At 66.3% G+C, this 26,298-nt stretch carries 22 protein-coding genes; all 22 read right to left on the bottom strand.

Annotated features, from left to right (window positions below; translation table 11 throughout):
* Position 1 precedes the first annotated feature (1 nt).
* The 22 genes from ACOQPD_RS02505 to thrS all read right to left on the bottom strand — a co-directional run bounded on the left by ACOQPD_RS02505 (position 2) and on the right by thrS (position 26,272).
* Positions 2–1,273 carry a M24 family metallopeptidase gene (locus ACOQPD_RS02505; protein ID WP_420613328.1) on the bottom strand — a complete coding sequence of 424 codons (1,272 nt, stop codon included), beginning with the start codon at positions 1,271–1,273 and terminating at the stop codon, positions 2–4.
* Positions 1,274–1,303: 30 nt separating this feature from the next.
* Positions 1,304–2,452 (bottom strand): dihydrolipoamide acetyltransferase family protein, encoded by a 1,149-nt coding sequence (locus tag ACOQPD_RS02500; RefSeq protein WP_420613327.1) that lies wholly within the window; start codon positions 2,450–2,452, stop codon positions 1,304–1,306.
* A 19-nt stretch (positions 2,453–2,471) separates the two neighbouring features.
* Complete coding sequence (locus tag ACOQPD_RS02495) at positions 2,472–3,224, bottom strand: SDR family NAD(P)-dependent oxidoreductase (RefSeq protein ID WP_420613326.1); 753 nt, start codon at positions 3,222–3,224, stop codon at positions 2,472–2,474.
* Complete coding sequence (locus tag ACOQPD_RS02490) at positions 3,221–3,955, bottom strand: SDR family NAD(P)-dependent oxidoreductase (protein WP_420613325.1); 735 nt, start codon at positions 3,953–3,955, stop codon at positions 3,221–3,223. The genes ACOQPD_RS02495 and ACOQPD_RS02490 overlap by 4 nt, the downstream gene beginning before the upstream one ends.
* Complete coding sequence (locus tag ACOQPD_RS02485) at positions 3,955–5,310, bottom strand: aspartate aminotransferase family protein (RefSeq protein WP_420613324.1); 1,356 nt, start codon at positions 5,308–5,310, stop codon at positions 3,955–3,957. Before ACOQPD_RS02485 ends, ACOQPD_RS02490 begins: the two co-directional genes overlap by 1 nt.
* Positions 5,307–7,076 (bottom strand): hydantoinase B/oxoprolinase family protein, encoded by a 1,770-nt coding sequence (locus ACOQPD_RS02480; protein ID WP_420613323.1) that lies wholly within the window; start codon positions 7,074–7,076, stop codon positions 5,307–5,309. The genes ACOQPD_RS02485 and ACOQPD_RS02480 overlap by 4 nt, the downstream gene beginning before the upstream one ends.
* Entirely contained in the window at positions 7,073–9,103 is a 2,031-nt protein-coding gene (locus ACOQPD_RS02475; protein WP_420613322.1) for a hydantoinase/oxoprolinase family protein, read from the bottom strand. Before ACOQPD_RS02475 ends, ACOQPD_RS02480 begins: the two co-directional genes overlap by 4 nt.
* The gene (locus tag ACOQPD_RS02470; protein ID WP_420613321.1) at positions 9,100–10,092 is read right to left on the bottom strand and encodes an alpha-ketoacid dehydrogenase subunit beta; all 993 of its coding nucleotides are present in this window, start codon (positions 10,090–10,092) and stop codon (positions 9,100–9,102) included. The genes ACOQPD_RS02475 and ACOQPD_RS02470 overlap by 4 nt, the downstream gene beginning before the upstream one ends.
* A 2-nt stretch (positions 10,093–10,094) precedes the next feature.
* A complete protein-coding gene (locus ACOQPD_RS02465) occupies positions 10,095–11,087 on the bottom strand; it encodes a thiamine pyrophosphate-dependent dehydrogenase E1 component subunit alpha (protein ID WP_420613320.1) in 993 nt (330 codons plus the stop codon).
* A gap of 1 nt (position 11,088) precedes the next feature.
* Positions 11,089–12,303 carry a CaiB/BaiF CoA transferase family protein gene (locus ACOQPD_RS02460; protein ID WP_420613319.1) on the bottom strand — a complete coding sequence of 405 codons (1,215 nt, stop codon included), beginning with the start codon at positions 12,301–12,303 and terminating at the stop codon, positions 11,089–11,091.
* 45 nt (positions 12,304–12,348) lie between these two features.
* On the bottom strand, positions 12,349–13,704 hold the full coding sequence (locus ACOQPD_RS02455; protein WP_420613318.1) for an aspartate aminotransferase family protein: 1,356 nt from the start codon (positions 13,702–13,704) through the stop codon (positions 12,349–12,351).
* Positions 13,701–15,548 (bottom strand): hydantoinase B/oxoprolinase family protein, encoded by a 1,848-nt coding sequence (locus ACOQPD_RS02450; protein WP_420613317.1) that lies wholly within the window; start codon positions 15,546–15,548, stop codon positions 13,701–13,703. Before ACOQPD_RS02450 ends, ACOQPD_RS02455 begins: the two co-directional genes overlap by 4 nt.
* Entirely contained in the window at positions 15,545–17,596 is a 2,052-nt protein-coding gene (locus ACOQPD_RS02445) for a hydantoinase/oxoprolinase family protein (RefSeq protein WP_420613316.1), read from the bottom strand. The genes ACOQPD_RS02450 and ACOQPD_RS02445 overlap by 4 nt, the downstream gene beginning before the upstream one ends.
* The gene (locus ACOQPD_RS02440; protein ID WP_420613315.1) at positions 17,596–18,300 is read right to left on the bottom strand and encodes an ABC transporter ATP-binding protein; all 705 of its coding nucleotides are present in this window, start codon (positions 18,298–18,300) and stop codon (positions 17,596–17,598) included. Before ACOQPD_RS02440 ends, ACOQPD_RS02445 begins: the two co-directional genes overlap by 1 nt.
* On the bottom strand, positions 18,293–19,060 hold the full coding sequence (locus ACOQPD_RS02435; RefSeq protein WP_420613314.1) for an ABC transporter ATP-binding protein: 768 nt from the start codon (positions 19,058–19,060) through the stop codon (positions 18,293–18,295). Before ACOQPD_RS02435 ends, ACOQPD_RS02440 begins: the two co-directional genes overlap by 8 nt.
* A 2-nt stretch (positions 19,061–19,062) precedes the next feature.
* Positions 19,063–20,082: a branched-chain amino acid ABC transporter permease gene (locus ACOQPD_RS02430; protein WP_420613313.1), complete on the bottom strand. Its 1,020-nt coding sequence runs from the start codon at positions 20,080–20,082 to the stop codon at positions 19,063–19,065.
* Position 20,083: 1 nt separating this feature from the next.
* Positions 20,084–20,947, bottom strand: coding sequence for a branched-chain amino acid ABC transporter permease (locus ACOQPD_RS02425; protein ID WP_420613312.1), 864 nt, complete (start codon positions 20,945–20,947; stop codon positions 20,084–20,086).
* A 145-nt stretch (positions 20,948–21,092) separates the two neighbouring features.
* On the bottom strand, positions 21,093–21,899 hold the full coding sequence (locus tag ACOQPD_RS02420; protein WP_420613311.1) for an IclR family transcriptional regulator: 807 nt from the start codon (positions 21,897–21,899) through the stop codon (positions 21,093–21,095).
* A 22-nt stretch (positions 21,900–21,921) separates the two neighbouring features.
* A complete protein-coding gene (locus ACOQPD_RS02415; RefSeq protein ID WP_420613310.1) occupies positions 21,922–22,251 on the bottom strand; it encodes an EthD family reductase in 330 nt (109 codons plus the stop codon).
* Between the two features lie 53 nt (positions 22,252–22,304).
* Positions 22,305–22,706: a RidA family protein gene (locus ACOQPD_RS02410; RefSeq protein ID WP_420613309.1), complete on the bottom strand. Its 402-nt coding sequence runs from the start codon at positions 22,704–22,706 to the stop codon at positions 22,305–22,307.
* A gap of 94 nt (positions 22,707–22,800) precedes the next feature.
* Positions 22,801–24,021 (bottom strand): ABC transporter substrate-binding protein, encoded by a 1,221-nt coding sequence (locus ACOQPD_RS02405; protein ID WP_420613308.1) that lies wholly within the window; start codon positions 24,019–24,021, stop codon positions 22,801–22,803.
* A gap of 316 nt (positions 24,022–24,337) precedes the next feature.
* Positions 24,338–26,272: a threonine--tRNA ligase gene (gene thrS, locus ACOQPD_RS02400; protein ID WP_420614419.1), complete on the bottom strand. Its 1,935-nt coding sequence runs from the start codon at positions 26,270–26,272 to the stop codon at positions 24,338–24,340.
* Positions 26,273–26,298: the final 26 nt, after the last annotated feature.

Genomic DNA, 26,298 nt, shown 5'->3' with positions numbered 1-26,298 from the left:
CTCAGAAGTCGATCACGGTGATCTCGTCGACCGGCCACCGGGTCAGGACCTCGGCGCCGTTGCGGCGGACCACGATCATCTCCTCCACGCGCATGCCGGACTGCCCGTCCGGTTCCTGGGTCTCTACCGCCATCACCATGCCTTCCTGGATCTCGATCGGGTGGTCGACGGAGATTCCCCGCCAGATCAGGGGCCGTTCGTACAACTGGAGCCCCAGTCCGTGCGCCCACTGGTTGGTGGTCATTTCCCAGTGGTGGCGGGCGCCGTACCAGTCCATGCGCTCGCCCTCCCGGTCGGGGAAGCGCATCGCCACCTCGCCCGTGGTGACACCCGGCCGGATCGCTTCGATTGCGTCGTACATCCAGTCGCGGGCCCGCTTGTACGCATCCACCGATCTTTGCCTCGGCTTGCCGATGGAGAAGGTCCGGTAGACGCACGACCGGTAGCCTTGGAAGGTGGCGCTGTAGAAGTCGGCGTACATGATGTCGCCGGGACGGAGCATCCGGTCGGTGGTGTTGGCCTGGTGCTTGGGCCAGGTGTTGGGGCCGCTGGTGAGATACCCTCCCTCGACCGTTCCTCCCCGGCGCAGTACGGCTTCCACCGCCGCCCCCCAGACCTCCTGTTCCAGCATCCCCGGCTCCGCGGCCTTCTTGATGGCCATGAACCCGGCCTCGCATATCGCCGAGAGAACCCGGAAACAATCGATCTCGTCCTTGGTCTTGGTCTGTCGGGCGGTATGGAGGGCATCGGCCGCCCCGTCCCGGACGACCAGCCCCCGCTCTCGGAGCTTGGTGGCCAGAGCGGGCTGGGTGGAGTCGATGCCCACCGGGTCGCGGTGTACTTCGTAGTCGTGGGCGGCCTCGACGATCAGGTCCGCCATGGTGTCGAGGAGGAATTCGCGGGCGGACGGCGATCCGCTGGCTCGCGGGACGTTCCCGAGTCCGGGCGCGGCGTAGCGGATATCGGGGAGCCAGGGGCAGTTGGCGCGCTCGTTGCTGGCGTGGTCGGCCGTGTCCCAGTGGACCACGTCTCCCCCGGCCGTCAGGAAGCTGTAGTGATCCGCCCCCGAACCGCCCAGCATGGCCAATCCGGTGACGTACCGGATGTTGGGATCGTCCAGAAGCAGCACCGAGCCCAGTCCTGCCTCGGCGATGTGGTGCTGAGCCCTTGCCTTGCGCTCGTCGCGCATGCGGGCCATGTTTATCCGCTCCTCCCAGTCCACGGCCATGGTCCCGAGGGTGCCTTCCATGTAGGTCGGCTCGTAAAGGCTCATTCGTGTCCTCTCTTCACTCTCTTCGGGTTCTCAACCGGCTGCCAAGGATTGAAGCCGGGCGTCTATGGCGGCCAGGAACTTCGCCCCTTCCATGCCGTCGAAGACGCGATGGTCTCCGGTCAGGGTCAGGCAGACCGTCGGCGCTGCTACCAGCGCGCCGTCCATCACCACCGGCCGGGGCTTTACCGCGCCCACTGCCAGGATGCCCGCCTCCGGAGGGTTGATGAGGGCGATGAACCGATCGACGGCGGCGCCGCCCAGGTTGGACACGGTAAACGTACCGCCAGCCACGTCCTCGGGTCCGAGCCGTCCCCGGCGCGCCGCTTGCTCCAGGCGGCGCCTCCGCAAGGAAACCTGCCCCGGAGACAGGGAGGCGGCATCCCTGATCACCGGCACTATCAGGCCGTCCTCCAGCGACACCGCAAAGCCGAGGTTGACGTCGGGATGGGAACGAATAGAGGGCGGGTTCCCGTCGATCCAGCTCGAGTTCACCGCCGGTCGTTCCGCCAGAGCCCGGGCGGTCGCCCACAGCACCAGGTCCGTGTAGGTCACCTTCGGGCCCTCCCCCGTGTCCTCGGGCTTCTCCAGAACGATCTCCCGCATCAGCTGGAACTGCGGGATCGCCGCCGATCGGGTCATGCGCCTGGCGATCGCCAAGCGCATGCGTGACAGCCCACCCTGCTCCGGCGAGGTGGCTCGGGCGGCCTGATGTGCCTTCATGACGTCGGCTTCGGTCACCCTTCCCCCGGGGCCGGTGCCTTCCACCTCGGCCGGATCCACACCGAGTTCCCGGGCCCGGCGACGGGCCACGGGTGATACCGGTTTTCGGGTGGGAGCCCGCCGGGGCGGTCGCGGCGCCCTCCCCGGCGCAACCGGTGGCTTACGTTGCCCGTAGGAGGCATGCGGCTCGGAGGTGGGTTCCGGTGTTGGCGGGCGAGCTTGCGGATCGTCCGCGATCCAACCCAGCGGGGTCCCTGCAGGCACGGTGGTTCCGGGTTCGATCAGGACCGCCACCAGATAGCCCGAGTACGGAGACTCGAAGGACACCTCGGCCTTCTCAGTCTCGATCACCGCCAGGAGGCCTCCCTCCTCGACCGGGTCGCCCACCGACCTGAGCCATTCCACCAGCGTTCCCTGTTCCATGTCCTGACCGAGCCGGGGCATCTTCACCAACCACATGAGTTACCTTCCTCCCCGCTCAGTGCAGCGTCCAGCCGCCGTCGGATGTGACTGTCGCCCCGGTGACGAAGCTCGGTTCGTCAGATGCCAGGAAGGCAATCACGGCCGCGATCTCCTCGGGTTCGGCGTGGCGGCCCATGGGGGTGCCGGCCAGCATCTCCGACCAGCTTTCGGGATCCTCGCGCAGGTCTGCGTTCATGCCGGTGGCGACCACCCCGGGCGCCACGGTATTGACGCGTATCCCGTAGGGGGCCACCTCGAACGCCACCGACCGGGTGAGCATGGTGATCGCACCCTTGGAGGCGGTGTAAGCCACGTGACCGCGTCCGGGGAGTACTGCTTCTATGGAGCCCACGTTGACGATCGCTCCCCGGGTTCCCGTTTCGATCATGGTCGCTACGACCTGCCGGGAGAGCCGGAACGGCGCCTTCAAGTTGATGTCCAAGGTTAGGTTCCAGGCTGCCCTGGAATGCTGCAGGGTCGGTTCGCGGACCAGGATCGCGGCTGCGTTGACCAGGATATGGATCCGGTCGTTCCAGTGCCGGCGGGCGGCAGCCACGACCTCCCGGCACGACGAGGCGAGGCGCAGATCGGCGGTCAACCCGGTGTGGTCATGGCCCAGCATGCCGACCACCCGCGCCAAGCCCGCCTCGTCCCGGTCCACGCAGAAGATGTTGGCGCCGCCTTCCGCCAGCCTCAGGGCGGCGGCTTTGCCGATGCCCGACGCAGCGCCGGTGACGATTGCGTTCTTCCCCGCCAGGTCAGCACTCATTGCAGCATGTACCCGCCGTCCGCGTACAGTGACGTTCCGGTCACGAAGGAGGCGTCCTCGCTCAGCAGGAAGTGGACGCAGGTCCCGATCTCCTCCGGCTCCCCCAGCCGGCCGATCGGCATGAGAGTCGACGCCTCCCGCCGGTAGATCTCGGGAGTCATGTCGGTGTCGACCGAACCGGGACTCACTGCGTTCACCCGGATCCCGAGCGGTCCCCACTCCAGAGCCAGGACCTTGGTCATGGAGAGGAGCCCGCCCTTCGAGGAGGCGTAGGGGACCTGGTCCGGATAGGCGATGGTGTCCTCCGCCGAGCTGATGTTGACGATCGCGCCCGGAAGGCCGCTCTCGACCCAATGGTTCGCCGCGGCCTGGCACAGGAAGAACGGCGCGGTGAGGTTGGTGTCGATCATCCCGTCCAGGTTGGCGTCCGTCTGCTCCCAGAAGGGCGTGAAGATGTTGAGCGCGGCGTTGTTCACCAGCCCGTCCAAGCGCCCGAATCGGGTTAGAGCCGACCGGACCAGCCGGGCAGCGGTGCCGGGAGCCCTCAGATCGGCTACCACGATCATCGCCGAGCCCCCCGCCTCCTCCACCGATGCTCGCGTCCCCTTGAGGTCCCGTTCGGTGCGGGAGGTGATAACCAGGTCGTATCCGCGCTCGGCGAGCGTCGTGGCGATTCCCCGCCCGATTCCCCGGCCCGCTCCCGTGACGATGGCGACCTTCCTCCCGCCCATCAGGCCACCATTCCCAGCACCGTGTCCAGGGCGGCGGCCAGCAGGTCGATATCGGCCTCGGTGTGACCGTAGGCCACGACTCCGGGGTGCACCGGCGGCCACAGCATCCCGTGGGCGCAGAGACCGAGGAGGACGGCGGTCAGCAGATCATGATCTCCGGCGAGTACCTCGCGTCGATTACGAGGAGGTGCATCCGTGAAGTGAAGCTGGAAGATCGACCCGAACCCCGACATCTGCCCCATCCGGTGGGAGTCGAGGACTTCCTGGAGGGTGGACAGCAATCGACCACCGAGGCAATCGAGGTGCTCGAGCACGGGCTCTGCCTCCAGAACGTCCAGGACCGCCGTGCCCGCGGCAAGCGACAGCGGGTTTCCGGTAAAGGTGCCGGAGTGGAAGATGCGGCTACCTCTGGCAACCGAATCGGGTCCCAGCACCTCCTCCATGATGTCGGCCCGACCTCCCAGAGCGGAGAGAGGCAAGCCGCCTCCTATCGCCTTGCCCAGGCAGGAGAGATCAGGTGTAACTCCCAGGTAGCCCGGTGCACCGCCGGTTCCCAGCCGGAGACAGGTGACGACCTCGTCGAAGATCAGGACGATGCCGTGGCGGTCGGTGATCCGCCGTACGGCCCGAGCGAAGTCACGATCGGCGGCCACAGCGCCGCCGGTGGAGAATGCCACCGGTTCCATCACCACCGCCGCCAGTTCGGAGGCGTGTTCGGAGATGAGCGAGACGGCGTTCTGCGCATCGTTGTAGGGAAGCACCAGGACTTCGGTGGCGATGCGGTCCGGAACTCCGGCCGAGTCGAAGACCGGCATCGGTCGCCCGGGATCCCCGGCCACGCGGCGCGAACCGCCCGAGACCAGGAAATAGTCGTCCGACCCGTGGAAGTTGCCCTCGAACTTGGCATAACGCGTCCGCCCCGTGGCAGCCCGCGCCACCCGCAACGCAGTGCGGACCGCTTCGGAGCCGGTGTTGGCGAAGCGGACCCGCTCCAGGTAGGGCATTAGGTCGCGCAGCCTCTCCGCGAACCGCGCCTCCTGGGGGGTCGGCGCCAGGACGGTGGCGAGTTGGCCGGCCTGCTCCCGGACCGCGGCGACCACCGCCGGATGGCAGTGACCCAGCAACGACGAGCCGGCGCCCATCAGAAAGTCGACGTATTCGTTCCCGTCCACGTCGGTGACCCGCCCGCCGTGGCCGCCGGCGAGCGCGACCGGATAGGGCTCGTAGAACTTGGCGGCCCCGGAGACTCCCATCGGCAGGACAGCGCTGCTCTCCTCCCACAGCGTGCGGGATCCCCCCGTTCGTTCCCGGTAGCGGGCCTCGACCTTCCTGCGCAGCGGGTCGTGGCGTCTCACCGCCGGCCGGCCCTCATGCGGTCCCGGCGAGCGAGCGTGGCCTCCTCATCGAGTTGGCCGTCCTCGTCCACGACTACTCCGTAATGCTCGAAGGCGCTGGTGAGGGACACGTAGCCGTACTCGAGGTCGCGGACTACTGCCGACGGGTCGCGGTCCAACGGATCGCCGTATCCCCCACCGCCCGCCGTTTCCTGGCCGACCACCTGGTCCTGGCGGAGGGCCACCATCGACTTCTTGGCCCCGAACTCGGGCGCCGCCAGTCGTTCATCGGGCGTGTCGGGATCGAGGCGGTACCGGGCCGGGGCCCCGTGGTGGCCTCCGAACAGACCGTAGGGCGGCACCCGGACCCGGTTCCCGAGCACCGACAACTCGCCGGAAGGGGCCAGCAACCGGTAGTCACGCCTGATCGACAACCCGCCCCGCCACTTACCGGGCCCGCCCGAGTCCTGGCGGAGCTCGTACCGGTCGATGCGGAGCGGGTATTTCATCTCTATCGCTTCGACCGGCAGGTTCCAGGTGTTCCCGACGATCGAATAGATTGCGCTCTGGCCGTCCCGGCCCTCCGCTCCGCCCCAGCCCCCTTCGGGATACTCGTAGAGGACGAAGCGCTCGCCGTCCTCTCCGAACCCGCTCAGGAACAGGTTGTTGGAGGAACCCTGGTCGGCGGCCATCAGCCGGACCGGGTTGGCGATGTCCCTGGGAATCTCGCCCAAGGCCCGGTACACCGCGTTGTGGATTACGGACACGATCTCGTTGCCGCCCGTGCAAGCCGCCGGAAAGTGGGGGTTGACGATCGTGCCCTTGGGGGCGACGATCTCGACCGGCCGGTAGCACCCGCCATTGGGCGGGATGGTGGGGTCGGTGGCCGCCTGGATCGTCATGTACACCCCGGAGGCCGTGTAGCCGAGGACGCTGTTGAGGGGTCCCTCCACCTGGGGGTCGGTGCCGGTGAAGTCCACCACGACACCGTCGCCCCGCACCTTCACGGTCACCCGGACGGTACGGGGAACGTCGGTGATGCCGTCGTTGTCCATGGAGTCCTCGGCGCTGTAGTCACCGTCCGGCCACCCGGCGATCACCGAGCGGATCCGGCGTTCCGAATTGTCCATCTCGATCGCCATGCAACGCTCCACCGTCTCGAGCCCGTACCTCTCGACCAGCTCGATAAGGCGGCGGCGGGCGGTGAGATTGGCCGAGACCTGGCTCAGGAGGTCCGAGCGCATGTTCCCGGGCAGGCGCACGTTGGCCAGGATCATCTGCATGATCTCCTCGTCAAGGTCGCCTTCCTTGATGATCTTCACCGGAGGGATCCGCAGACCCTCCTGGTAGTTCTCTCTCGCCTGGGCGTAGAAGCTGCCCGGCACCGTTCCCCCCACGTCCAGGTGGTGGGCGCGGTTGGCGCCCCAGCCGATCAGGCGGTCCCGGTAGAAGATGGGCGTGACCAGGGTCACGTCGGGGAGATGCGAACCGCCCCGGAAAGGGTCGTTCAGGATGATCGAGTCACCGGGGCGGAATTGATCGACCCCGACCTCGTCGATGGCGTAGTTCACCGAGTAGGGCAACGATCCGAGGTGGATGGGTAGGAACTCCCCGTGGCTGACCAGCTCGGTGCGGTCGTTGAAGATGCCACAGGAGTAGTCGTTGCCCTCGTTGAAGATCGTCGAACTGGAGGTCTGGCGCATGGTGATGCCCATCTCCCGAGCCCCGGCGGCCAGACCACTGGTCACCACCTCGACGGTGACCGGATCGACCTCATGCCGCTTCATCTCAGGTCCACCACAATGGAACCGGTGGAGTGGACCCTGGCCTCACCGAACGGAAGGTAGGTCGTGGAGTCCAGTTGCTGGATCACCGATGGGGTTGCCAGAGTCTGGCCTGCTATGAGATCGGCGCGGCGATAGACCGGCACCGTCGATGCTCGACCCTCGACGGACACGACCGACCGATGCGATCGCGGCTCGGCCTGCCCGGTCGTGGCGGCATCCCCTCCCAGGCGCGGTTTGGGTATGGCGCCAAGTCCGGTAACCCTCACGTTCACGAGATCGACCATGTCGTCCCCGAGGGAGTGCCCGTAGCGCGTCTGGTGAACGAGATGGAAGTCGGCGATGGCTCGGTCCATGGCGGCGCCGTCGGGGCGGAGCGACGGGAGAGCGACGTTGAGCTCGTAGGCCTGACCGGCGTAGCGCATGTCGAGGCTGGCTCGCAGGATCCGCCGTTCGGGCGGGATGCCGTCCTCCTCCAGCTCTTGGCGGGCCTCCGCGGCCATCAACGCGATCGCCTTTCCGAGCTCTACGGGAGTGAGCTTGGCCATGCGGGCCCGCAGGGTGGCCACCAGGTCGTGCCGTACGTCGGAGGACAGGATCCCCAACGCCGAATTGCAGCCGGGAATGGGAGGGATCACCACCCGCCGCAGTGCCAGCTCACGGGCGATGTGCACGCCGTGGGTGGGCCCCGCCCCGCCGAACGGCACCAGCGCGAAGTCGCGCGGATCCCGCCCCCGCTCGATCGAAACGGTGCGGAGGGCGTGCATCATGTTGGCGTTCACCAACCTGACGATGCCTACCGCCGCCTCCACGACGGTAAGGCCGAGGGGCTTGGCCACATGTCGCTCGATGGCCCGGGCCGCCAGGTCGAGGTCGGGGAAGATCTCTCCCCCCAACTGGAACTCCTGGTCATACACGCCCAGGACGAGGTTGGCGTCGGTCACGGTGGGTAACTCCCCTCCCCTGCCGTAGCAGGCGGGACCGGGATCGGACCCAGCCGAGTCGGGACCGACCGAGATCCTCCCGAAATCGTCGACCTTGGCGATGCTTCCCCCGCCTGCGCCCACCGTGTGGATGTCCAGGGTGGGATAGGAGACGGCGTATCCCCCGATCTCGAAGTCGAGCCGGGTGTCCGGATCGCCGTTGGTGACCCCGGCCACGTCACAACTCGTCCCACCCATGTCGAGGGTGAGCAGATGGGTTTCCCCCAGCAGGTCTGCCAGGTAGGCCGAGGCCATCACCCCGCCGGCGGGCCCGGAGAGGAGGGTCAGGATAGGGAAGGAGGCTGCCCGTTCGGGCCGGACCAGGCCACCGTTGGACTGCATCATCTGCAACCAGGCGAAGAGCTTGCTGTCGCGGAGTTCGGCGCGGAGGCGGCTGAAGTAGCTCCGAACCAGCGGGGTCAGGTAGGCGTTCATCACCGTGGTGCTGGTCCGCTCGTACTCGCGGTGGAGGGGAAGCGCCTCGGACGAGATGGTGATGTCCTCGGCGAGTTCCGGCAGCTCCTCGGCGAGGATCTCCCGGGTTCGGAGCTCGTGTTGCGGATTCATGAACGAGAAGAGGTACGAGACCGCGATCGACTCCACCCGGGCACGGCGGAGGCGCTCCGCAGCAGCCCGGACCGCCGGCTCGTCAAGCGGGTCCACCACGCTCCCGTCAGCGGCGATCCGCTCGGGAATCTCGAGCCGGAGAGGCCGGGGGACGAGAGGCTCCGGGATCTTCTCGTAGATGTCGAACAGCGTGGAGCGGTGCGTGCGGCGGATCTCCAGCACGTCCCGGAACCCTTCGGTCGTCAGCAGAGCCGTCCTGGCGCCGGACCTGGTGAGGACTGCATTGGTTGCCAGGGTGGTGCCGTAGCCGACCGTTTCCAGGTCGGTGCTGTCGGTGACTTTGGCCAGCGCGTTCAGAAAGCCCGGCGTCGGATCCGGGTAGGTGGTGAGGGCCTTGGCCTGGATCAGCCGGCCTGTGGACTCGTCAACGGTGACCACATCGGTGAAGGTTCCACCGATATCGACCGCCGCCCTGGTCATACCCAGGGCTCCGGCATGCCCAGACTCTCCCTGACACGCCTGGCGATGAGCCGTTCGTCGCAGATCATCTCGGCCTCCAGTTCCCGGGCGAAGGGAATCGGTGTGGCCAGGCTTGCGGCTCGCAGCGGTGGCGCGTCCAGTTCGTCGAAGCCCTCGGCGACCACCCTGCTGATCAGCTCACCGGCCCATCCACCCCTCTCCACGGCCTCGTGAGCCACGACCAGCCGATGGGTGCGCGACAGCGACTCCAGTACCAGATCCACATCCATGGGCACCAGCGTTCGCAGATCGACCACCTCGACCGACACCCCTTCCTCGCCCAGCCGGCTCGCTGCGACCAGGGCCTGTCTGACGGATTTCCCGGCCGCGGCCACGGTCACATCGTCTCCGTACTGCCTGATGACGCCCCTTCCCAGTGGAATCGTCTCCACCCGGTCGGCGACCGCCCCGGTGGTCCGGTACAGCGCCCGGTGCTCCACGAACAGGACCGGATGGTCAAGGGCGATGGAGCTTCTGAACAGCCCTATCACATCCGAGGGTGTGGATGGGACCACCACGGCAAGGCCCGGGACGTGAAGGAACCAGCTCTCGAGGGTTTGAGAATGCTGGGCGCCGTGATGGGTTCCCGAGCCGCCCTGGGTGCGGATCACCATGGGGGCCCGCATCTGGTCGCCCGACATGTAGCGCATCTTGGCGGCATGGCTGACTATGGCGTCCATCCCGCAGGCGATGAAGTCCATGAACATGACCTCCACGATGGGGCGCATCCCCATCACTGCCGCCCCTACCCCTGCCCCCAGCATCGACTGCTCGGCGATCGGCATGTCCCGAACCCGGTGTTCGCCGAAGCGCTCGGCGAGGCCCTCCGTAGCCCTGAATACGCCGCCGTACTCGCCGATCTCCTGGCCCATGATGAACACCCGGTCGTCCGCGGCCAGGGCTTCCGCCTGCGCTTCCCGGACCGCCTCGACGAAGGTGATCTCCCGCATCTCTAGAAGCTTCCTTCCAAGGCGATTCCGGGATCGGGCGGAGGAGACGCGTCGGCGAACCGCACGGCCGCCTCGATCTCCCTGTCGACTTCCGCTTCGATGGCGGCCAGCGTCCGCTCCGGTACCCGATCCGATACCGCCTGCTTGAAACGCTCGATCGGATCGTCGCGGCGGGCCTTCTCCACCTCCTGGCGCGCCCGGTACAGATGCTCGGCATCGCCCAGGTTGTGGCCCCTCCATCGATAACACTTGGCTTCTATGAGGGTGGGGCCGTCACCCTGGCGCGCGCGGTGGATCGCCGTCCTGGTGGCCTCATGAACATCCAGGACGTTCATCCCGTCGACCACCACCCCGGGGATCCCGTACCCCTCCGCCCTGGGTGCGATATCGGGATTCAGCTGCATCTGCTCGGCCCGGAAGGAGTGGGCGAAACCGTTGTTCTCCACGATGAACACCACGGGAAGCCCCCAGATGGCCGCCAGGTTGAGACTCTCGTGAAAGACCCCCTGCCCGACCGCTCCGTCGCCCATGAACGCTACCGCTACCCGGGCGTCCTTCGTGAGGTCGAAAGCAAGGGCCGCGCCGGTGGCCAGCAGACCGCTCCCCCCGATTATGGGACTCTGGCCCACGAACCCGTGCTCCATGCTGACGATATGCATGGAACCACCCTTGCCCTGGCAGTAGCCGGTGGACCGTCCCCACAACTCGGCACAGATCCGGCCCAGGTCGGCGCCCTTTGCGATGGCATGCCCGTGCCCGCGGTGGGTGGAGGTCACCACATCATCGGGACGCAAGGCCATGCAGACCCCAACAGAGACAGCCTCCTGGCCCATGGACGAGTGAAACGGCCCGTAGAGTTCCCCGTCGAGGTGGGCCCGTTCGGTGGTCACTTCGAACCGCCGGATGGTGTACATGAGTCTGAAGACCTCGCGCAACTGGCCGCCGGTCAGGCCACCCGGATCGGTGGACGTCTGCGAGGCTGACTTTCCGTTCATCTCACGAGGCTCCGTTCCTGTCCTGCCCGGTCCCCACCACCCCGCTATCCACCAACCGGCCGATCGTTTCGTCAGAGTAGGCCAGCCGGTTCCTCAGGACCTCGACCGTGTGCTCTCCCAGCATCGGCGCCGGGAGGCCGGGCAGCTCCCAGTCCGTGAGCTTGAAAGGGCTGGGAAGGTAGGAGACATCCCCCACCGTGGGATGCCGGTACCGGCGGACCATCTCCCTGGCCCGAACCTGCGGATAGCGGAATACGTCGACGAGATCATTGACCGGGGCGACGGGAAGATCGTGCTTACTTGCCAGGTCCATCCACTCGTTCCTGGTCCTTCGGGCAAATGCTTCGGCAAGGATCGTCACCACGTATTCGCGGTGTTCAAGGCGGGCGCCGTTGTCCCTGGTCCGGGGGTCGTCCTTGAGATCCGGGCGATCGATGGCGTCACACAGGTTTTGCCAGAACTTCTCGCCCCGGGCCGCCACCACCATGTAGCCGTCCTTGGTCTCGAAGGCCTGCCAGGGAACGATGTGGGCATGCTCGGTTCCCTGCCTCCGGTTGAGGACGCCGGTATTCAGGTGGTGGAGGGCGTCGTAGGAGAGCATCGAGACCAGGGAGTCCAGCATCGAGATATCGGCGTGCCGGCCTTCCCCGTGGAGTTCCCGGCCGACCAGCGCACCAAGCACCGCCATGCAGGCGAAGATGCCGCCGGAAATGTCGGCGAGGGGTATGCCGACCCTGGCCGGCGGACCGTCGGCCGGGCCGGTCAGGTCGAGGAGCCCGCTCAAGGCCTGCACCACCAGGTCGAAGGCCGGCTGGTTACCGGCCGGTCCGCCGTCGCCGAATCCGGTTACGGAAACGGTGATGATGCGCGGGTTGTGCCGGAGCAGGCTCTCGTGGTCGATCTTCAGGCGAGCCATCACGCCGGGCCGGAAGTTGTCGATGACAACGTCCGACTCGGCCACCAGGCCGTAGAAGATCTCCCGTCCGGCCTCGCACTTCAGATCGATGACCATGCTCCTCTTGCCGCGGTTCAGTTGCAGGTGAACCGCGCTCTCCCCCCTCACCGGAGTGATCTTCGGGTTCCGGGCCGCATCGCCCCAATGAGGCTCGATCTTGATCACCTCGGCGCCCAGATCCGCGAGGATCATGCCCCCGTACGTGCCGGCTATCACCTGGCCCAACTCGAGGATCGTGATGCCTGACAGCATGCCCTTCATGGCGCCCGCCGGCCTCCTGCGCCATCCCTGGAGAGACTCACCGGGTCAGCCCTCCCTGATGGCCGTGAGCACGTTCTGGCAGATGTCGAGTAACTCGTCGATTTCCGCCTGATCCTGGGCGGCGTTTGTAAAGCCCAAGTGATACGGGGTGATGAACACCCCGTGGGCCAGCAGTCCCAGGTAGAAGGTCCCTGCCGACTCCCGGTCGCTGGCGATCACGTCCCTGATGGTGCGCGGGGGTTCGTCGGCGAAGTAGACCCCGAATATGGAGCCCTGTCCGACAGCCTGGATGGGAAGGCCCAGGTTGGCTCCGATCTTCGCGATTCCCTCGCGTACCTGGCTGCCCAGGTCGTCCAGCTTCTCGTAGGTTCCCGGCTGCTCGAGTTCCGAGAGCATGGCGAGGCCGGCGGTCAACGAGACCAGGTTGCTCTGGAAGGTTCCCGACTGGAAGATGGTCTCCCGGTCGTCATCGGGACCGCGCTTCGGCGTAACCACCCGGCTCATCACGTCACGACGCCCGCCGAAGGCCCCCATCGGGAATCCTCCTCCGATGGTCTTGGCCAGCGCGGTCAGATCGGGGACGATGCCGGTGACCTCCGCGCTGCCGCCCGGCGCCACCCGGAAGCCCGTTATCACCTCGTCGAGGATCAGCAGGATCCCGTGCCTTGCGGTGACCTCTCGAAGTGCTTCCAGGAAGCTCTGGCCGGCGACGATTCCTCCCAGCCAGGTTCCTCCGACTGCTTCCACTACGACCGCCGCCAACTCCGAGGCGTGGCGTTCGATCAGGGCAACTGTGGCGTCGGTGTTGTTGAAGGGGAGGACGATCGTGTCGTCGAGGACGCTCTGCGGGATCCCCGCGCCCTCGGGGAGCGACCGGGGAGCCTCCTCCGGGCCGCCGAAGGAGGTTCCGCTGATCAGCAGGTTGTCGTACCCGCCGTGGAAGTTGCCCTCGAACTTTCCGATCCTCGACCGACCGGTGAAGGCGCGGGCGGCCCGCATTGCCATGTGCACCGCCTCCGACCCGGTATGCACGAAACGCACCATCTCCATGTGGGGCATGTGCTTCCGGATCCGGCGGGCGAGGGCCAGGGCAGTGGCCGGTGGGGCGATGGTGCTGGTGCCCGACGAGAGCTGCTTGGCCACCGCGTCCATGACCGCCGGCGGTGAATGCCCGAGGATGTGGGGTCCGCCTCCGATCAGCGAGTCGATGTACCGGTTGCCGTCGATATCCCAGAGGTAGGGCCCGGCGGCGCGATCCACGTAGAGCGGGTAAGGGGGGCGGTATCCGGCATTGCCGGGGACCCCGCCGGGCAGGTGCTCTCTCGCCTCCTCGTAATGGCGGCGAGAACCCGGGGTGCGCTCACGGTACCGGTTGACGAACACGTCTCTTGCATCGCTCATGGCTTCGTCTCTCCTGTTGGTGGTCGGGCGGCCCGCAATTCGGTGCGCAGGGCCCGGGTGGCTTCGATGTCGATCCGGTATTCCAAGAGGTCGGCGTCCCGCACATCGATGACGACTCCGTAGTCCCGCCGGGCGGACTCGAGCGAAATGTACCTGTCCAGGACGTCCTCCAGTACGGCGTCGGGATCCCGTTCCAGCGGGTCTCCATAACCGCCGCCCCCGGAAGACACGTGATAGAACGTGCCGTGCTGTCCGATGAACTCGTCGGCGAAGTAGATGGGTAGCACCTTCTCGTCGTCGGCGCCGAGATTCTTGACCACTCGGATGGGTATTCCGTCCCGTCCCCCGAACAGGCCTCTGGGCCCGCCGGGTCCGTCCTCCCCCCGGTCGGCGATGTAGGACAGCCGAACCCCGCCGGAGTTCTCGACCCGGAGCACCGACTCCAATCCGGCTCCTCCCCTCCACCTTCCCGCTCCCATGGAGTCGGTCACAGGCGCCAACCGATCGAAGGTGACCGGCCACATCCTCTCTATGACTTCGCTCGACTGGTTGAGGATGCCCAGCCCGAAGATGGCGGCGCCGCAGTCCCTGCCGTCGGCGCCGTACTTTCCTCCCCAGCCGCCGGTGTGCCAGTGGTAGTAGACGAAGTAGTTGGAGTGCCGGCCGGGCCGGTCGTCTATCCCGCCCGCCACCACGTACTCGAGGTTGAAGTTGCCGGCGAAGGAGCGATGCGGCAGCACCTGTGCCCACAGCCGCTGGACGCAGGCGGTCGTCTTCTCGTAGGCGCCCGAAACCTCGCCGCACACCGCGTAGGGTCGGACCGCGTTCACGACGCTGGTCTCGGGGAAGACCGCTCGGATAATCCGCAACCAGCCGGCGTTCATCGGAGGCTTGGGAAAGATGTACTTGGTCCCCGCCACCAGAGCTCCCGTAGTCGAACCGCGGGTGCCGTTCATTCCCGAGCGCACCGGCGGCCCCGAGCCCCGCATGTCGTAGGTGACCCTCGGAGGATCGTGCTGGATCGTCATCTTGACGGAGACCGGCACCGGGCCCTCCTCCGGCGCCTGGGGGTCGTAGTCGATGAAGTCCTCGGTCACCCAGGTGCCCTCGGGACACTGAAGGATCTCCGCGATCAGCTCGCGTTCGGAGTGGTCGAGGGTCTGGCGCATCGACGCCAGCACCGTCTCCAGCCCGTACTTGGTGATGAGGCTGCCGAGTCGCCGCTCCCCCACCCGGGCGGCCTCGATGTGGGCGATGAGATCGCCGGTGGCGTTCACGGGAACGCGGATGTTGGCCATGATCAGGTTGCGGACATCGTGGCGGATGACCCCGCGGGAGACGATCTTGAGCGGGGGTATGACCAGTCCCTCGGCGTGGATGTCGGCAGCCAGGGCGTTCATCGATCCGGGCGTGGCTCCCCCCACGTCGGACCAGTGGCCCTTGGTGGCGGTGAAAGCGATCAGATCCCCCTCCCAGAAGATCGGACTGATGAAGGTCATGTCCGGAAGGTGGGTCCCGCCCCGGTAGGGATCGTTGAAGGCGTAGACGTCCCCCTCCTCGATGCCCCCCTCGACACCCCCGAAATCCTCGATCACCGCCTGGGTGCTGGGCTGGAGAGCGCCGACGTGGACCGCCACATCCCGGGTGCCCTGGGCGACCAGCTCTCCCCTGGCGTTCAGGAGCCCCCCGCTGACGTCGCCGACGTAGATCACGAACGACAGGCAGGCGTCCTGCAGGGCGCCGACCATCTCGTCCACGAGGCTCACGAAAGCGCTGGACAGGATCGAGAAGGTCACCGGATCCACCGCAGCCTCCGACCTCGACGCCTGAGTCCGGCCGGTCATGGTCTGCCGCCGGTCGTGTCGAGAACCAGATTGAGGTACGGATCGACCTCCAGGGCGACGGCCGGTGGTACCAGCGTGGTCGAGTCCATTTGCTCCACTATGGCGGGACCTACGGTCCGGAACCCCACCGGCAGGTCCGGTCTGGACCAGATCGGGGTGTCGATCCACCCTCCGGCGTCCCGCCAGTAGACAGGCCGGACGCCATGCCCGGGCCGTGTCGCGAGGGCTCCGGCTACCCGCTGAGGCCGGTACTTGTCCGTGATTCCGGCCCCGGTCACGTTGATGCCGTGAATCTCCACTTCGCGCTCCCCCAGATCGAAGGTGAAGCGCCGGAGATAGGCCTTCCGGAACGACTCCACGCTCCCGGCGAGGCTCTCCGGTGTCATGCCGGGCTCGACCGGTATCGGAAACACCCGCCATTGGCCGGCGTAGCACATGTCGATGGTGCGCACCACCGATTGCCGGTCTGCCGGTATTCCCTCCTGGTCCAGCGAGGCCCGTACCGCAGCCTCCATCTCGTCGAAGCGGTCGTTCATGGTGTCGAGGTCCACCGCAGCGGCTTCTCCATAGAACATGCTCGCGCCGAGATCGTGGCGGATATCGGCCAGCAGGCAACCCAGTGCCGAGGTGAGTCCCGGGTTCGGCGGGATGACCACCTTGGGGATCGTCAGCTCGGCCGCCACCATCGCTCCATGAAGCGGCCCCGCCCCGCCGAACGCCACGAGAGCGAAGTCCTGGGGGTCCAGTCCACGGCGCAGGGTGGCCAGGCGGATCGCATTGGCCATGTTCGCTTCGGCGATGGCGATCACGGCGGCCGCTGCCGAGACGGCGTCGCTACCGAGGGTTCGGCCGATCTTGGAGATCGCCCGATCTGCCAGTTGCGGGGAAAGCTCCATGGCGCCGCCCAGCATCGCCCCCGGTCGCAGGTTGCCCAGCACGACGTGCGCGTCGGTGCTGGTGGGTTGGTCCCCTCCCTTGGCATAGCAGGCGGGTCCGGGTACTGCACCCATGCTGTGCGGTCCGGATCGGAGCTTTCCTCCGGGATCGAACCATGCCACCGACCCTCCTCCGGCGCCCACGGTGATGATGTCCACCGCCGGGAACATGATCGGATGGCCCCATTCCACCTCCCAGGTTCCGGTGGTGCGGACCTGGCCGTCCAGAGTCACGGAGACATCCGTGCTCGTGCCTCCGATGTCGAGACCGATGACGTTGTCGAAACCTGCCACCGCGCCGAACTCCCGGGCGGCGATGGCTCCTGCAGCGGGTCCCGAGTTGGCGGTGCGGACAGGGATCTCGGCGGCGGCTTTCACACCCATGAGACCGCCGGCGGATTGAACTATGAGGACATCCCCGACGTAGTCGCGCTCCCGGAGGCCCTGCTCGAGCGCTTCCAGATAGTCGATCATCACCGGGATCAGGGCCACGTTGAGGATGGTGGTGGTGAAGCGCTCGTACTCCAGGATGAGAGGAATGGTCTCGTGGGAGGTGCGCACCAGGGCTTCGGGATACTCCTCGAGGATGATCTCCCTCATCCTCGCCTCGTTCGATCCGTTGGTGTAGGAGTGGAGGAAGCACACCGCAACGGTGCGCGTCCCCCGGCCGCGCAGTATCCGGGCCACCCTCCGGGCTTCGTTCTCGTCGAGCGCCTGGCGGATCACTCCCGAGCTCAGAGTCCTCTCGGTCACCTCCAGCCGGTCTCGAGGCCGGACGATGGAAGGCCGGGGAGACTCGTGGTAGATGTCCCAGATGTCCTCCTTGGCGCCCCTGGCGGACTGCGTCAACACGGCCGTGATCCCCTTGGTGGTGACCATTGCCACCCGCGGGAGCCTCCTTTCGATAAGAGCGTTCGTGCCCAGCGTGGTCCCATGGGCGAAGGAGCGAAACCTCTCCCCGGTCGCTCCGGCCTCGTCCATGGCATCGAACACGCCGGAGAACCCGTCGGGTGTGGTGGGGGTCTTGACAACCCGGACGTTCCCCGCCCGATCGGCCATAACCCAATCGGTGAAGGTGCCGCCGATGTCCACTCCGACCCGAAACTCCGTCATCAGATCCCCAGGTAAGCCCGTCGGACCAGGTCGCTCTCCATCACCACCCCGGTGTCCCCGCTCTCCACGACCCGCCCCGACTCCATCACGTATGCCTTCCGCGCCAGCTCCAAGGCCAGGTATGCATTCTGCTCGACCAGCAACACCGTCAAGCCCGACTCGTTCATGCCGAGGATGATCTCAGCCAGATGATCGACGATGATCGGAGCCAGACCCGCCGATGGTTCGTCCAGTAGCAGGAGACGGGGCATGGCCATCAGTGCCCTCGCGATGGCGAGCATCTGCTGCTCACCACCGCTGAGGGTGCCCGCCCGTTGGCGGGCCCGTTCGGATAGTCGCGGGAAGAACTCGAAGGCCCGCTCCAGGCGCGCTTCGAACTCCTCCCGCCGCCTGACCATGTGGGCGCCCATCTCGAGGTTCTCGAGGACCGTCATGGCCGGGAACAACTCCTTGCCCTGGGGAACGTGTCCTACCCCGAGCTTGACGATCTCGTGAGGCGGGAGATTGTCGATCTCCCGACCTTCGAATCTGATGTTCCCGCTCTGGGGCTTGAGCACGCCGGAGACCGTCAGGAGGAGGGTGGTCTTCCCGGCGCCGTTGGCGCCGATCACGGTCACCAACTCCCCTTCGGGCACGGTGATGGAGACATCGAACAGTACCTGCACACGCCCGTATGAGACGTTCAGAGAGCTGATCTCAAGCACCGCGCCGCCTTCCCAGATAGGCGGCGATCACGGCTTCGTCGTCGACGATCTCCTCCGGAGTTCCCTCGGCGATCTTGGCCCCGAAGTTGAGAACGGTTATGCGGGTGCAGATGTTGGTGATGAGGCGCATATTGTGCTCGACCAGTAGAATGGTCACGCCCTGTTTGCTCAAAGTCCTGATGAGGTCCATCAGGTAGGCAGCTTCCTCGGGATTGAGGCCGGTGGCGGGTTCATCCAGCAGCACCATCCTGGGATTGGCCGCCAGGGCGATGGCGATCTCCAGGTAACGGTGCTCGCCCGCCGAGAGATCACGGGCCACCGAGTCGATCCGCTGCTCCAAGCCGACGAGGCCCAGTAACTCCCGAGCCCGCGCCTCCATCTCGGCGCGCTGCCGCCGGTACCGTCCGGACCGCACCAGGGCACCCGTAAGCGTGGTCGGGTTGGCCAGGTGGCTGCCATGAAGGATGTTGTCCCGAACCGTGAGGTTCTCGAAAAGGGTGGTGATCTGGAAGGTACGGACCAACCCGTTCCGAGCCAACTCATGGGGCTCGAGACCGGTTATGTCCCGACCCTCGTACGTGACCGAACCCTCGGTCGGTTTGAGGAATCCGGTTATCAGGTTCAGCGCGGTGGTCTTCCCCGATCCGTTCGGTCCGATGAGGCCCATGATGTCACCCTGCTCCACCCGCAGGTGCAGGCGATCGACCGCCGACAGGCCGCCGAAAAGCCTGGTCAGCCCCTTGGTCTCGAGCAACGCCATCGCTATCCCGCCTGACTCCCGCCGCTTCCGGGGTACGCCCTGCGCGCGGCATCCCCTCCGGAGCGGCCGCTGTCCATCACCCGCCGGGCCACCCTTCGCAGGGCGGGGAACACGCCATTGGGCATGAAGAGCACCACCATCAGCAACACGAATCCGAAGATCAGGAACCGGTACTCCTGGAGCGCGCGCAGCCACTCGCTCACCAGGACGAAGATCGTGGCGCCCAGGACCGGTCCCCACACGGTTCCGGTTCCTCCCAGCAGCACGACGATGAGGAATATGAACATGTACTGGAGGCCCAGAAGGTTGGGGTTCACGAACCGGAAGTGATGGGCATACAGGGCGCCCGAGAAACCGACCAGGGCGCAGGCGAACGAGAACGCGAACACGTAGGTTCTCGTGGCCGCTACGCCGATGGACCTGGCGAGGTCCTCGTTCTCGTGAATGCTGCGCACCGCCCGGCCGAAGCGCGACTCCCGGAGTCGCGTCAGGATGAACACCACTCCCAGGAGGAGCAGCAGGGCGAAGTAGTAGTAGGCCAACTCCGAGCGTATCTCCCAGCCGAAGAGGCTCGGAGGCGGTACCTGCCGGAGGCCCGCCGGACCACCTGTGACCGGCCTCCAACGAAGGGCCACCGTCCAGGCCAGCACGCCGAAGCCGAGAGTGACGATCGCCAACTCCAACCCCCGGGTCCGGCGCAGGGCGATGTAACCGATCAGGAGACCGACCAGTCCCGCCGCCACCGGCGCGGCCAGGAAGCCGATCCACGGCGATATTCCCAGATCGAGGGCCAGCTTGGCGGAGACGTAGGCGCCGAATCCCCAGAAGGCCGCATGCCCGAATGAGAACTGGCCCATCTCGCCCATGATGTAATCCAGGCTGAGGCCTGCCACCGCGTAGATCACGATCAGGACCAGCAGCCCGCGGTTGTACGCATTGGTGAACAGGAGCAACGGCGCCGTCGCAGCAACCGCGATTACGGGAGTGCCGAACCAGAGTCCCGGGCGATTGCGCAGGCGCACCTCATCTCCTCCCGAACAGGCCCTGAGGGCGCAGGAGCAGCACGATGATCATCACCACGTAGAGGTAGCCTTGGCGGTAGAACGTGGAGACATACTGGCCGAACAGGGCTTCGGTCAATCCGAGGAACAGCCCGACCGCCACCGCGCCGCCCACGTTGCCCATCCCCGCGACGATCACCACCGCGAACCCGGTGATGAGGAGCGGCTGCCCGAGGTTCGGGGACGCGGCCGAGATCAGGACGATGAGCACGCCCGCCAGGGCGGCCAGCCCGGAGGCGATCATCAGGGTGGCGTCATACACCGCCGTGGTGTTGATCCCGATCAAACGGGCGCCCAGCAGGTTCTGTCCGGTGGCCCTGGTCATCTTCCCCAGCTTGGTGCGCGTGAGCACCAGGTACAGGCCCAGGACCGCGGTGAAGCAGACCCCCACCAGGAGAATCTGCGCGGTGGTCATGTAGACGCCTCCCACCTGCAGGACTTCGTTGAAGGGCTTGTCGACTCCCTTGGGCGTCGACCCCCACACCACCAGGCTGCCGTTCAGGAGTATGAAACTCAGAGCCACCGTGGACAGGATGACCACCAACTCGGAGTGGCCCAGGAACGGCCGGACGGTCACGCGGTTGACCAGGAAACCGGCCAGCGCCATCATCACGACCACCAGCGCCGCCCCGGCGAAATAGCTCAGTCCCACCCCACTGGTGACGGTGAAGAGGAGCATCGCGCCCAGCATGGTCAACTCGCCGTGCGCCATGTTGATCACCCTCATCACCCCGAAGACCAGGCTGAGCCCGGCGGCGAAGATCACGTAGATCGAGCCGTTGAGAAGCCCGTTCCAGATCTGTTGGCCCAGGATGTCCCAGTTCATGGGCCGGGTCCTGCCGGTGGCTTACTCCCGGTCACCGGATTGACGGGTTGCGAGGGCGCCGGATCCGGGGAACGCCGCGCCTGCGCCGGGCCGGCCGACTCGACGGGAGAGGCTCCGAACCGGCCATCGGCGCCAGAGGATCGGGTCATGGCCGGACGGCGGTCGGGGCCCTGTTATCGAACCGGATGGCCGATAGCTCCTCGCTGATCCTCTCTGTGTAGGACTTGAGGATCGGACCGTAGACGTTCTCCAAGGTCTCCACGTCGGCTCTGGTGGCCAGGGTGGCCACCCCGACCGCACCGATGACTTCCGTCCCACGGAAGACCGGTGCCGCCACCGACCGCAATCCGACGGTCAGTTCCTGGTCGTTCAGGGCGATACCCGTGAGACGGGTCTTCTCCAACTCGGCCCTGAACGCATCCGGCGAGGTGATGGTGGTCTCCGTCCTTCTCTCGAACCTCATCTTGGCTAGTACGGCCTCCACCTCCTGCGGAGCCCTGGCGGATAGGACGGCCTTGCCGAGAGAACTCAGGTGGGCGGGAAGCCGGCTACCAACCTGGAGGTTTAGCGTGATGATGTCGTCCTGGTGAAGGCGGGCCAGGTAGATGACTTCCGCCTCCTCCAGCACTCCATAGTTGACGGCCGTGCAGTCCGGCAGCGCCGAGATGATCTCGTCGAGGTATGGACGGACATGCTCAACGAACTCGCGGGACTCCAAGGCAGCGACACCTAGCTGCAGCACCTTGTTGGAGGGGCGGTACAGCCGATCGGTTCTCCGGATGAATCCCAGCTCCTCGAGGATGCCTGTGAGCCGGTAGACGCTGGTCCGGCTGATCTGGGTGCGACGCGAGATGTCCGCCACCGAGAGTGCCGGGGATCTCTCGTCAAAGGCGGCCAGTATCCGCAGACCCTTGGAAAGGGAGCCCCCATGATTGTTCGAACCGGAAGCCATCTCTCGTCTTTAGAAGTTGGGTCTATCCGACAACGAACTCGTCCTCCTCAACGATTACGAACACCGAGCCTCTGGTGCTGACTCCCATGAAGTTCTTCTCGTCCGCCAGGAGTCGGGCGTATTCGGGCGAGTCGGCGGTTGCCAGGAAGTCCTCGACCGTGTCGTACCAGACTTCCGCCACTCCATCGCACGGCGCCTCCCACCCGGGTGCCTCCAAGGGGCGGCACTGGACATACCGGCGTACTCTCGGCATGGCCAGCACCAGCGGGGCATGGACGTCCTTCCAATGACGATGGAACTGGCGGCTGGTCAGGTCCTCCCTTCTGGTCAGGAGGGTAACCGTCTTGATCATGTTCGCCTCCTTCGAGCAAACGGAGCCATGACGCGATCTGATCCTGGCGGCGACTACGAGTCGGCGTCGACCACAGCGACCGCCTCTATGTCGAAGAGAGCGTGGTGAATCAGCTCCGCGACCACCACGGAGACACGAGCCGGCTGCTGGTCGGGGAAGTACCTGGCGTAGATGGGTTCGTAGCGGTGGTAGTGATCGTGGTCGACCAGATACACCCTGGTCAGGACTACATCGCTCAGCCTGGCCCCGGCGCGTTCCAGGGCCCCCTTCAGGTTCTCCAAGGCCATTTCAGCCTGTTCTTCGAGCGTCTCGGCCAGCTTCCCCGTGGTCTTGTCCCAGCCCAGTTGGCCCGTTACCCAGAGGGTGTTTCCGACCCTTACGACATCGTTCCACCGGCTCTTCGACCCGATGGCTTCGAAGAGTTCCTCCTCAACCGGTACGTAGATCCGTTCCACCGTTGCCAGCCTCCTTCCCCTGCCGGTAGGTCGTACCGGTCCGGCCCGCATCGACGGGCCAGACCGGTACAGCGGAAGTTACGGAAGGTGCCGGCTACCCGGCGATCGGAACGGCGCCCACCGGCAGGAGGACCCCGCCCTGCGATTGGATGATGATCCAGTCGTCGACCAGGCGCAGTCCCTTCTCGTTGAAGCGCAGCGGCTTACCGCGAGGAGTTGTGAACCCGTGCTCGTCATTCATCAAGGGAGCAACGGCGGCATGGTCGGTGGTGCCGGCCGCTTCGATCGCGGCGATCAGCTGCTGAGCCGCGGTGTAACCCAACTCGGACCACCAGTCCGGCGCGTGGCCGAACTCGGCCTCGTACGCCTCCGAGAAGGCGGCCGCCTCCGGAATGGACTCATCCAGAATCCAGCCGGTCGAGCTGTACACCCCTTCGGCGAGATCACCCAGCGCCTCCACCTCGGGCGGCGTGAACACGACCTCGTTGATCATGATGTCACCCTCGTAGCCGATCTCCCGAGCGGCTTGGACGGCGTTGACCACGACGTCCTTACCCCACAGGCCCAGATACAGGAGGTCGGGCTCGTTGCCGACGCCCTTGGTGACCTCCACCCGGGCTTCAGCCGTTCCGTAGGGGAAGTACACCATGCCGGTGTACTCGAAGTCGTCCGGCGCCTCGTCGGCGAAGATGCGGCTGAACTCATCGTGGGTGAGCCTCACCCAGTCGGAGTCGACGCCGACGCCCTGCACACGCTTGTAACCCTGCTGGATCATCCAGCGGGCCAGTACGGATAGGGCGTTGCTATCGGATTGGCTCTGCTTGACGGGGGCGCGGATGTGCACCACTCCCTCGTAGCCTTCCTCGGTGACCAACTCGGAGCCGCAGGCGGTGACGACCAACGGCATGCCGGCTTCTGCGGCCACGTCCTTGATTACCACGCAAGTGGTGGCGTCGTTGCCTCCGGCGATGCCGGCCACTCCGTCGGCGATGGCCTTGCGCGCCGACGCTACCGACTCGTCAGCCGAGTAGCCCTCGTCATAGTCGATCACCTCGATCTGGCGGCCCAGCAGTCCGCCGGCCTCGTTCTTCTGTTTCACGGCCAGGTGGAACCCGTTGCGCATGATGTCGCCCAGGCCCAGGGCCACGCCGGAGTTGAACCAGATGGTGCCCAGCTTGATGGGTTCCTCCGGCTCGGGGGCGGCCGTAGTGGTGGGCGCGGCGGTGGTGGTCGGGGCGGCCGTGGTCGCGGCCGGCTCGTCCGCGGCGTCATCGCCGCAGGCGGCAGCCACCAGGCCCAAGACCGCTACCACCACCAAGGGCCGTATCCATGAACTGCGTCTGCTCAGCAAATCGCCTTCTCCTTTCCGGCCCATGCCACCACGCGGTTCACACAGGCTCCACTTCGTTCCTTCTCCGTCGCATCCGGCTTCATGAACAGAAGACCCTCGGGCGCCGCCGGTTCGGGTCGTTCTGGTCCGAGATGCCCGTTTACCGGAACACTTATCCGATATGTGGACGCTAGTCACCGGAAGGAGACCGTGCCCGGGAATCGGGTAACTAATTCGCCGGGACAGGGATCGGCGGGTTGAGGCCTCGGAAGAGTTGGGTTTCGGAGAGGATGAACCCTGATCAGCCGGGAGGCCGGGCGGCGGCGACCAGTTCGGACAGCGCCTCGTCCATCGGAACGCCCCGTCTCTCTCGCTTCTCCGACCGGAGGCGAAGACCTACCGTTTCGTTGGCGGCATCCTGGTCCCCCACCACGAGGATCGCAGGCACCTTCCGGGTGATGGCCTGGCGGATCTTCTCCCCCAACTTGCCCGGTCCCGAGGCCGACTCGACCCGTAGTCCCCCGGCCCGGAGCTTGCCCGCGACCCGGCCTGCGTAGCCTGCGTGGCGGTCGGCTACCGGCACGACCGTGGCCTGGACAGGCGCCAGCCACATCGGCATGGCGCCGGCGTAGTGCTCGACCAGCACCCCCAGGAATCGCTCCACCGAGCCGAACTTCGCGGCGTGGATCATGACGGGGCGTTCCCTCGTGTCGGCGGGGGTGACATACTCGAGGCCGAACCGCTCCGGAAGGGAGAAGTCCACCTGGATGGTGGACATCTGCCACCGGCGCCCGATGGCGTCGTCGACATGCACGTCGATCTTCGGGCCGTAGAAGGCGCCCTCGCCCGCAGCCACGCGGTGCGGGATACCTGCCTTGGCGAGGGCTTCTGCCAGCGACTCCTCGGCGAGCTCCCACAACTCCGGTTCCCCGACCCATTTCTCGTCCGGACGGGTCGCCAACTCGGCCTGGAAGTCGTCGAATCCGAAGTCTCGTAGGAGCCGGAGCACGAAGTCGAGGTGGATCTGGAGCTCCGACGGCACCTGGTCGCGGGTACAGAAGGTGTGGGAGTCGTCCTGGGTGAAGCCCCGCGCCCGGAGCAGGCCGTGCACCACGCCGGACCTCTCGTAGCGGTACACGGCGCCCAGCTCGGAGAGGCGCATGGGAAGTTCCCGGTACGAGCGGGCGTCCGAGCGGTAGATCATCACGTGGAACGGGCAGTTCATGGGCTTCACGCGGTATTCGTCGCCCTGGTCCATCTCCAGGCCGGGGTACATGTTCTCCGAGTAGAAGTCCAGGTGACCGGATGTCTTCCAGAGATCGGCCTTGGCCAGGTGGGGGGAGAACACGAAGTCGAAGCCGAAGGCCTCGTGGATGCGCCGGCTGTAGCCCTCGACCAGGCGCCTCAGCATCCCGCCCTTCGGGTGCCATACCGCGAGGCCCGGACCGAGGTCTTGCGGAAACGAGAACAGATCGAGTTCACGGCCCAGCTTGCGGTGGTCCCGGCGGGCCGCTTCCTCGATCCGGTGGAGATAGGTCCGGAGAGCCTTGCGCGACTCCCACGCGGTTCCGTATATGCGCTGGAGCTGGGGCCGCTTCTCGTCCCCCCGCCAGTACGCCCCCGCGGTCCGCGTCAGCTTGAAGGCCTTCAACCTTCCGGTTGAGGGTAAATGTGGGCCCCGGCACAGGTCCACGAACCCGTCGTTACGGTAGACGGACACCACGTCCCCGGATTCGACCTCCGATTCGTCTACAGACCGGATTATCTCGAGCTTATAGGGGTGGTGACGGAACAACTCCAGCCCCTTCGCTCGGGACATCTCCTCCCTCACGAAGGGTTGGTCGGCCGCGATGATCCGTTCCATCTCCTTCTCGATCGTGTCCAGGTCTTCGGGCGCGAACGGCCGTCCGATGTCGAAGTCGTAGTAGAAACCGTCCGCAATGGCGGGGCCGATGGCAAAGGTGGAGTCCTCGAACAGCCCGAGGACCGCCTGCGCCATTATGTGGGCGGCCGAGTGCCGGAGGACGTGGCGGCCCTCCTCAGAGTCCGGCGTGATGACCGCGAACCGGCCCCCGGTCCGGATCGGCTGCTCCAGGTCCATCAGGACGCCGTCGACCGACACCGCGACGGCCGCACCGGACAGGCGTGGGCCGATGGATCCGGCCACCTGGAGTCCGGTCACTCCGGGTTCGTGGCGGGTGACGGTGCGGTCGGGAAGGACTAGTTCGATGGTCATGGCCGGGTCGGTGATAGCGGCGCCAT

The organism is Candidatus Spongiisocius sp., from assembly GCF_965221825.1.
Classification (GTDB): Bacteria; Actinomycetota; Acidimicrobiia; order Spongiisociales; family Spongiisociaceae; genus Spongiisocius.
Note: the sequence above shows the minus strand (reverse complement) of the source record. Positions and strands in the feature narration are given on the sequence as shown.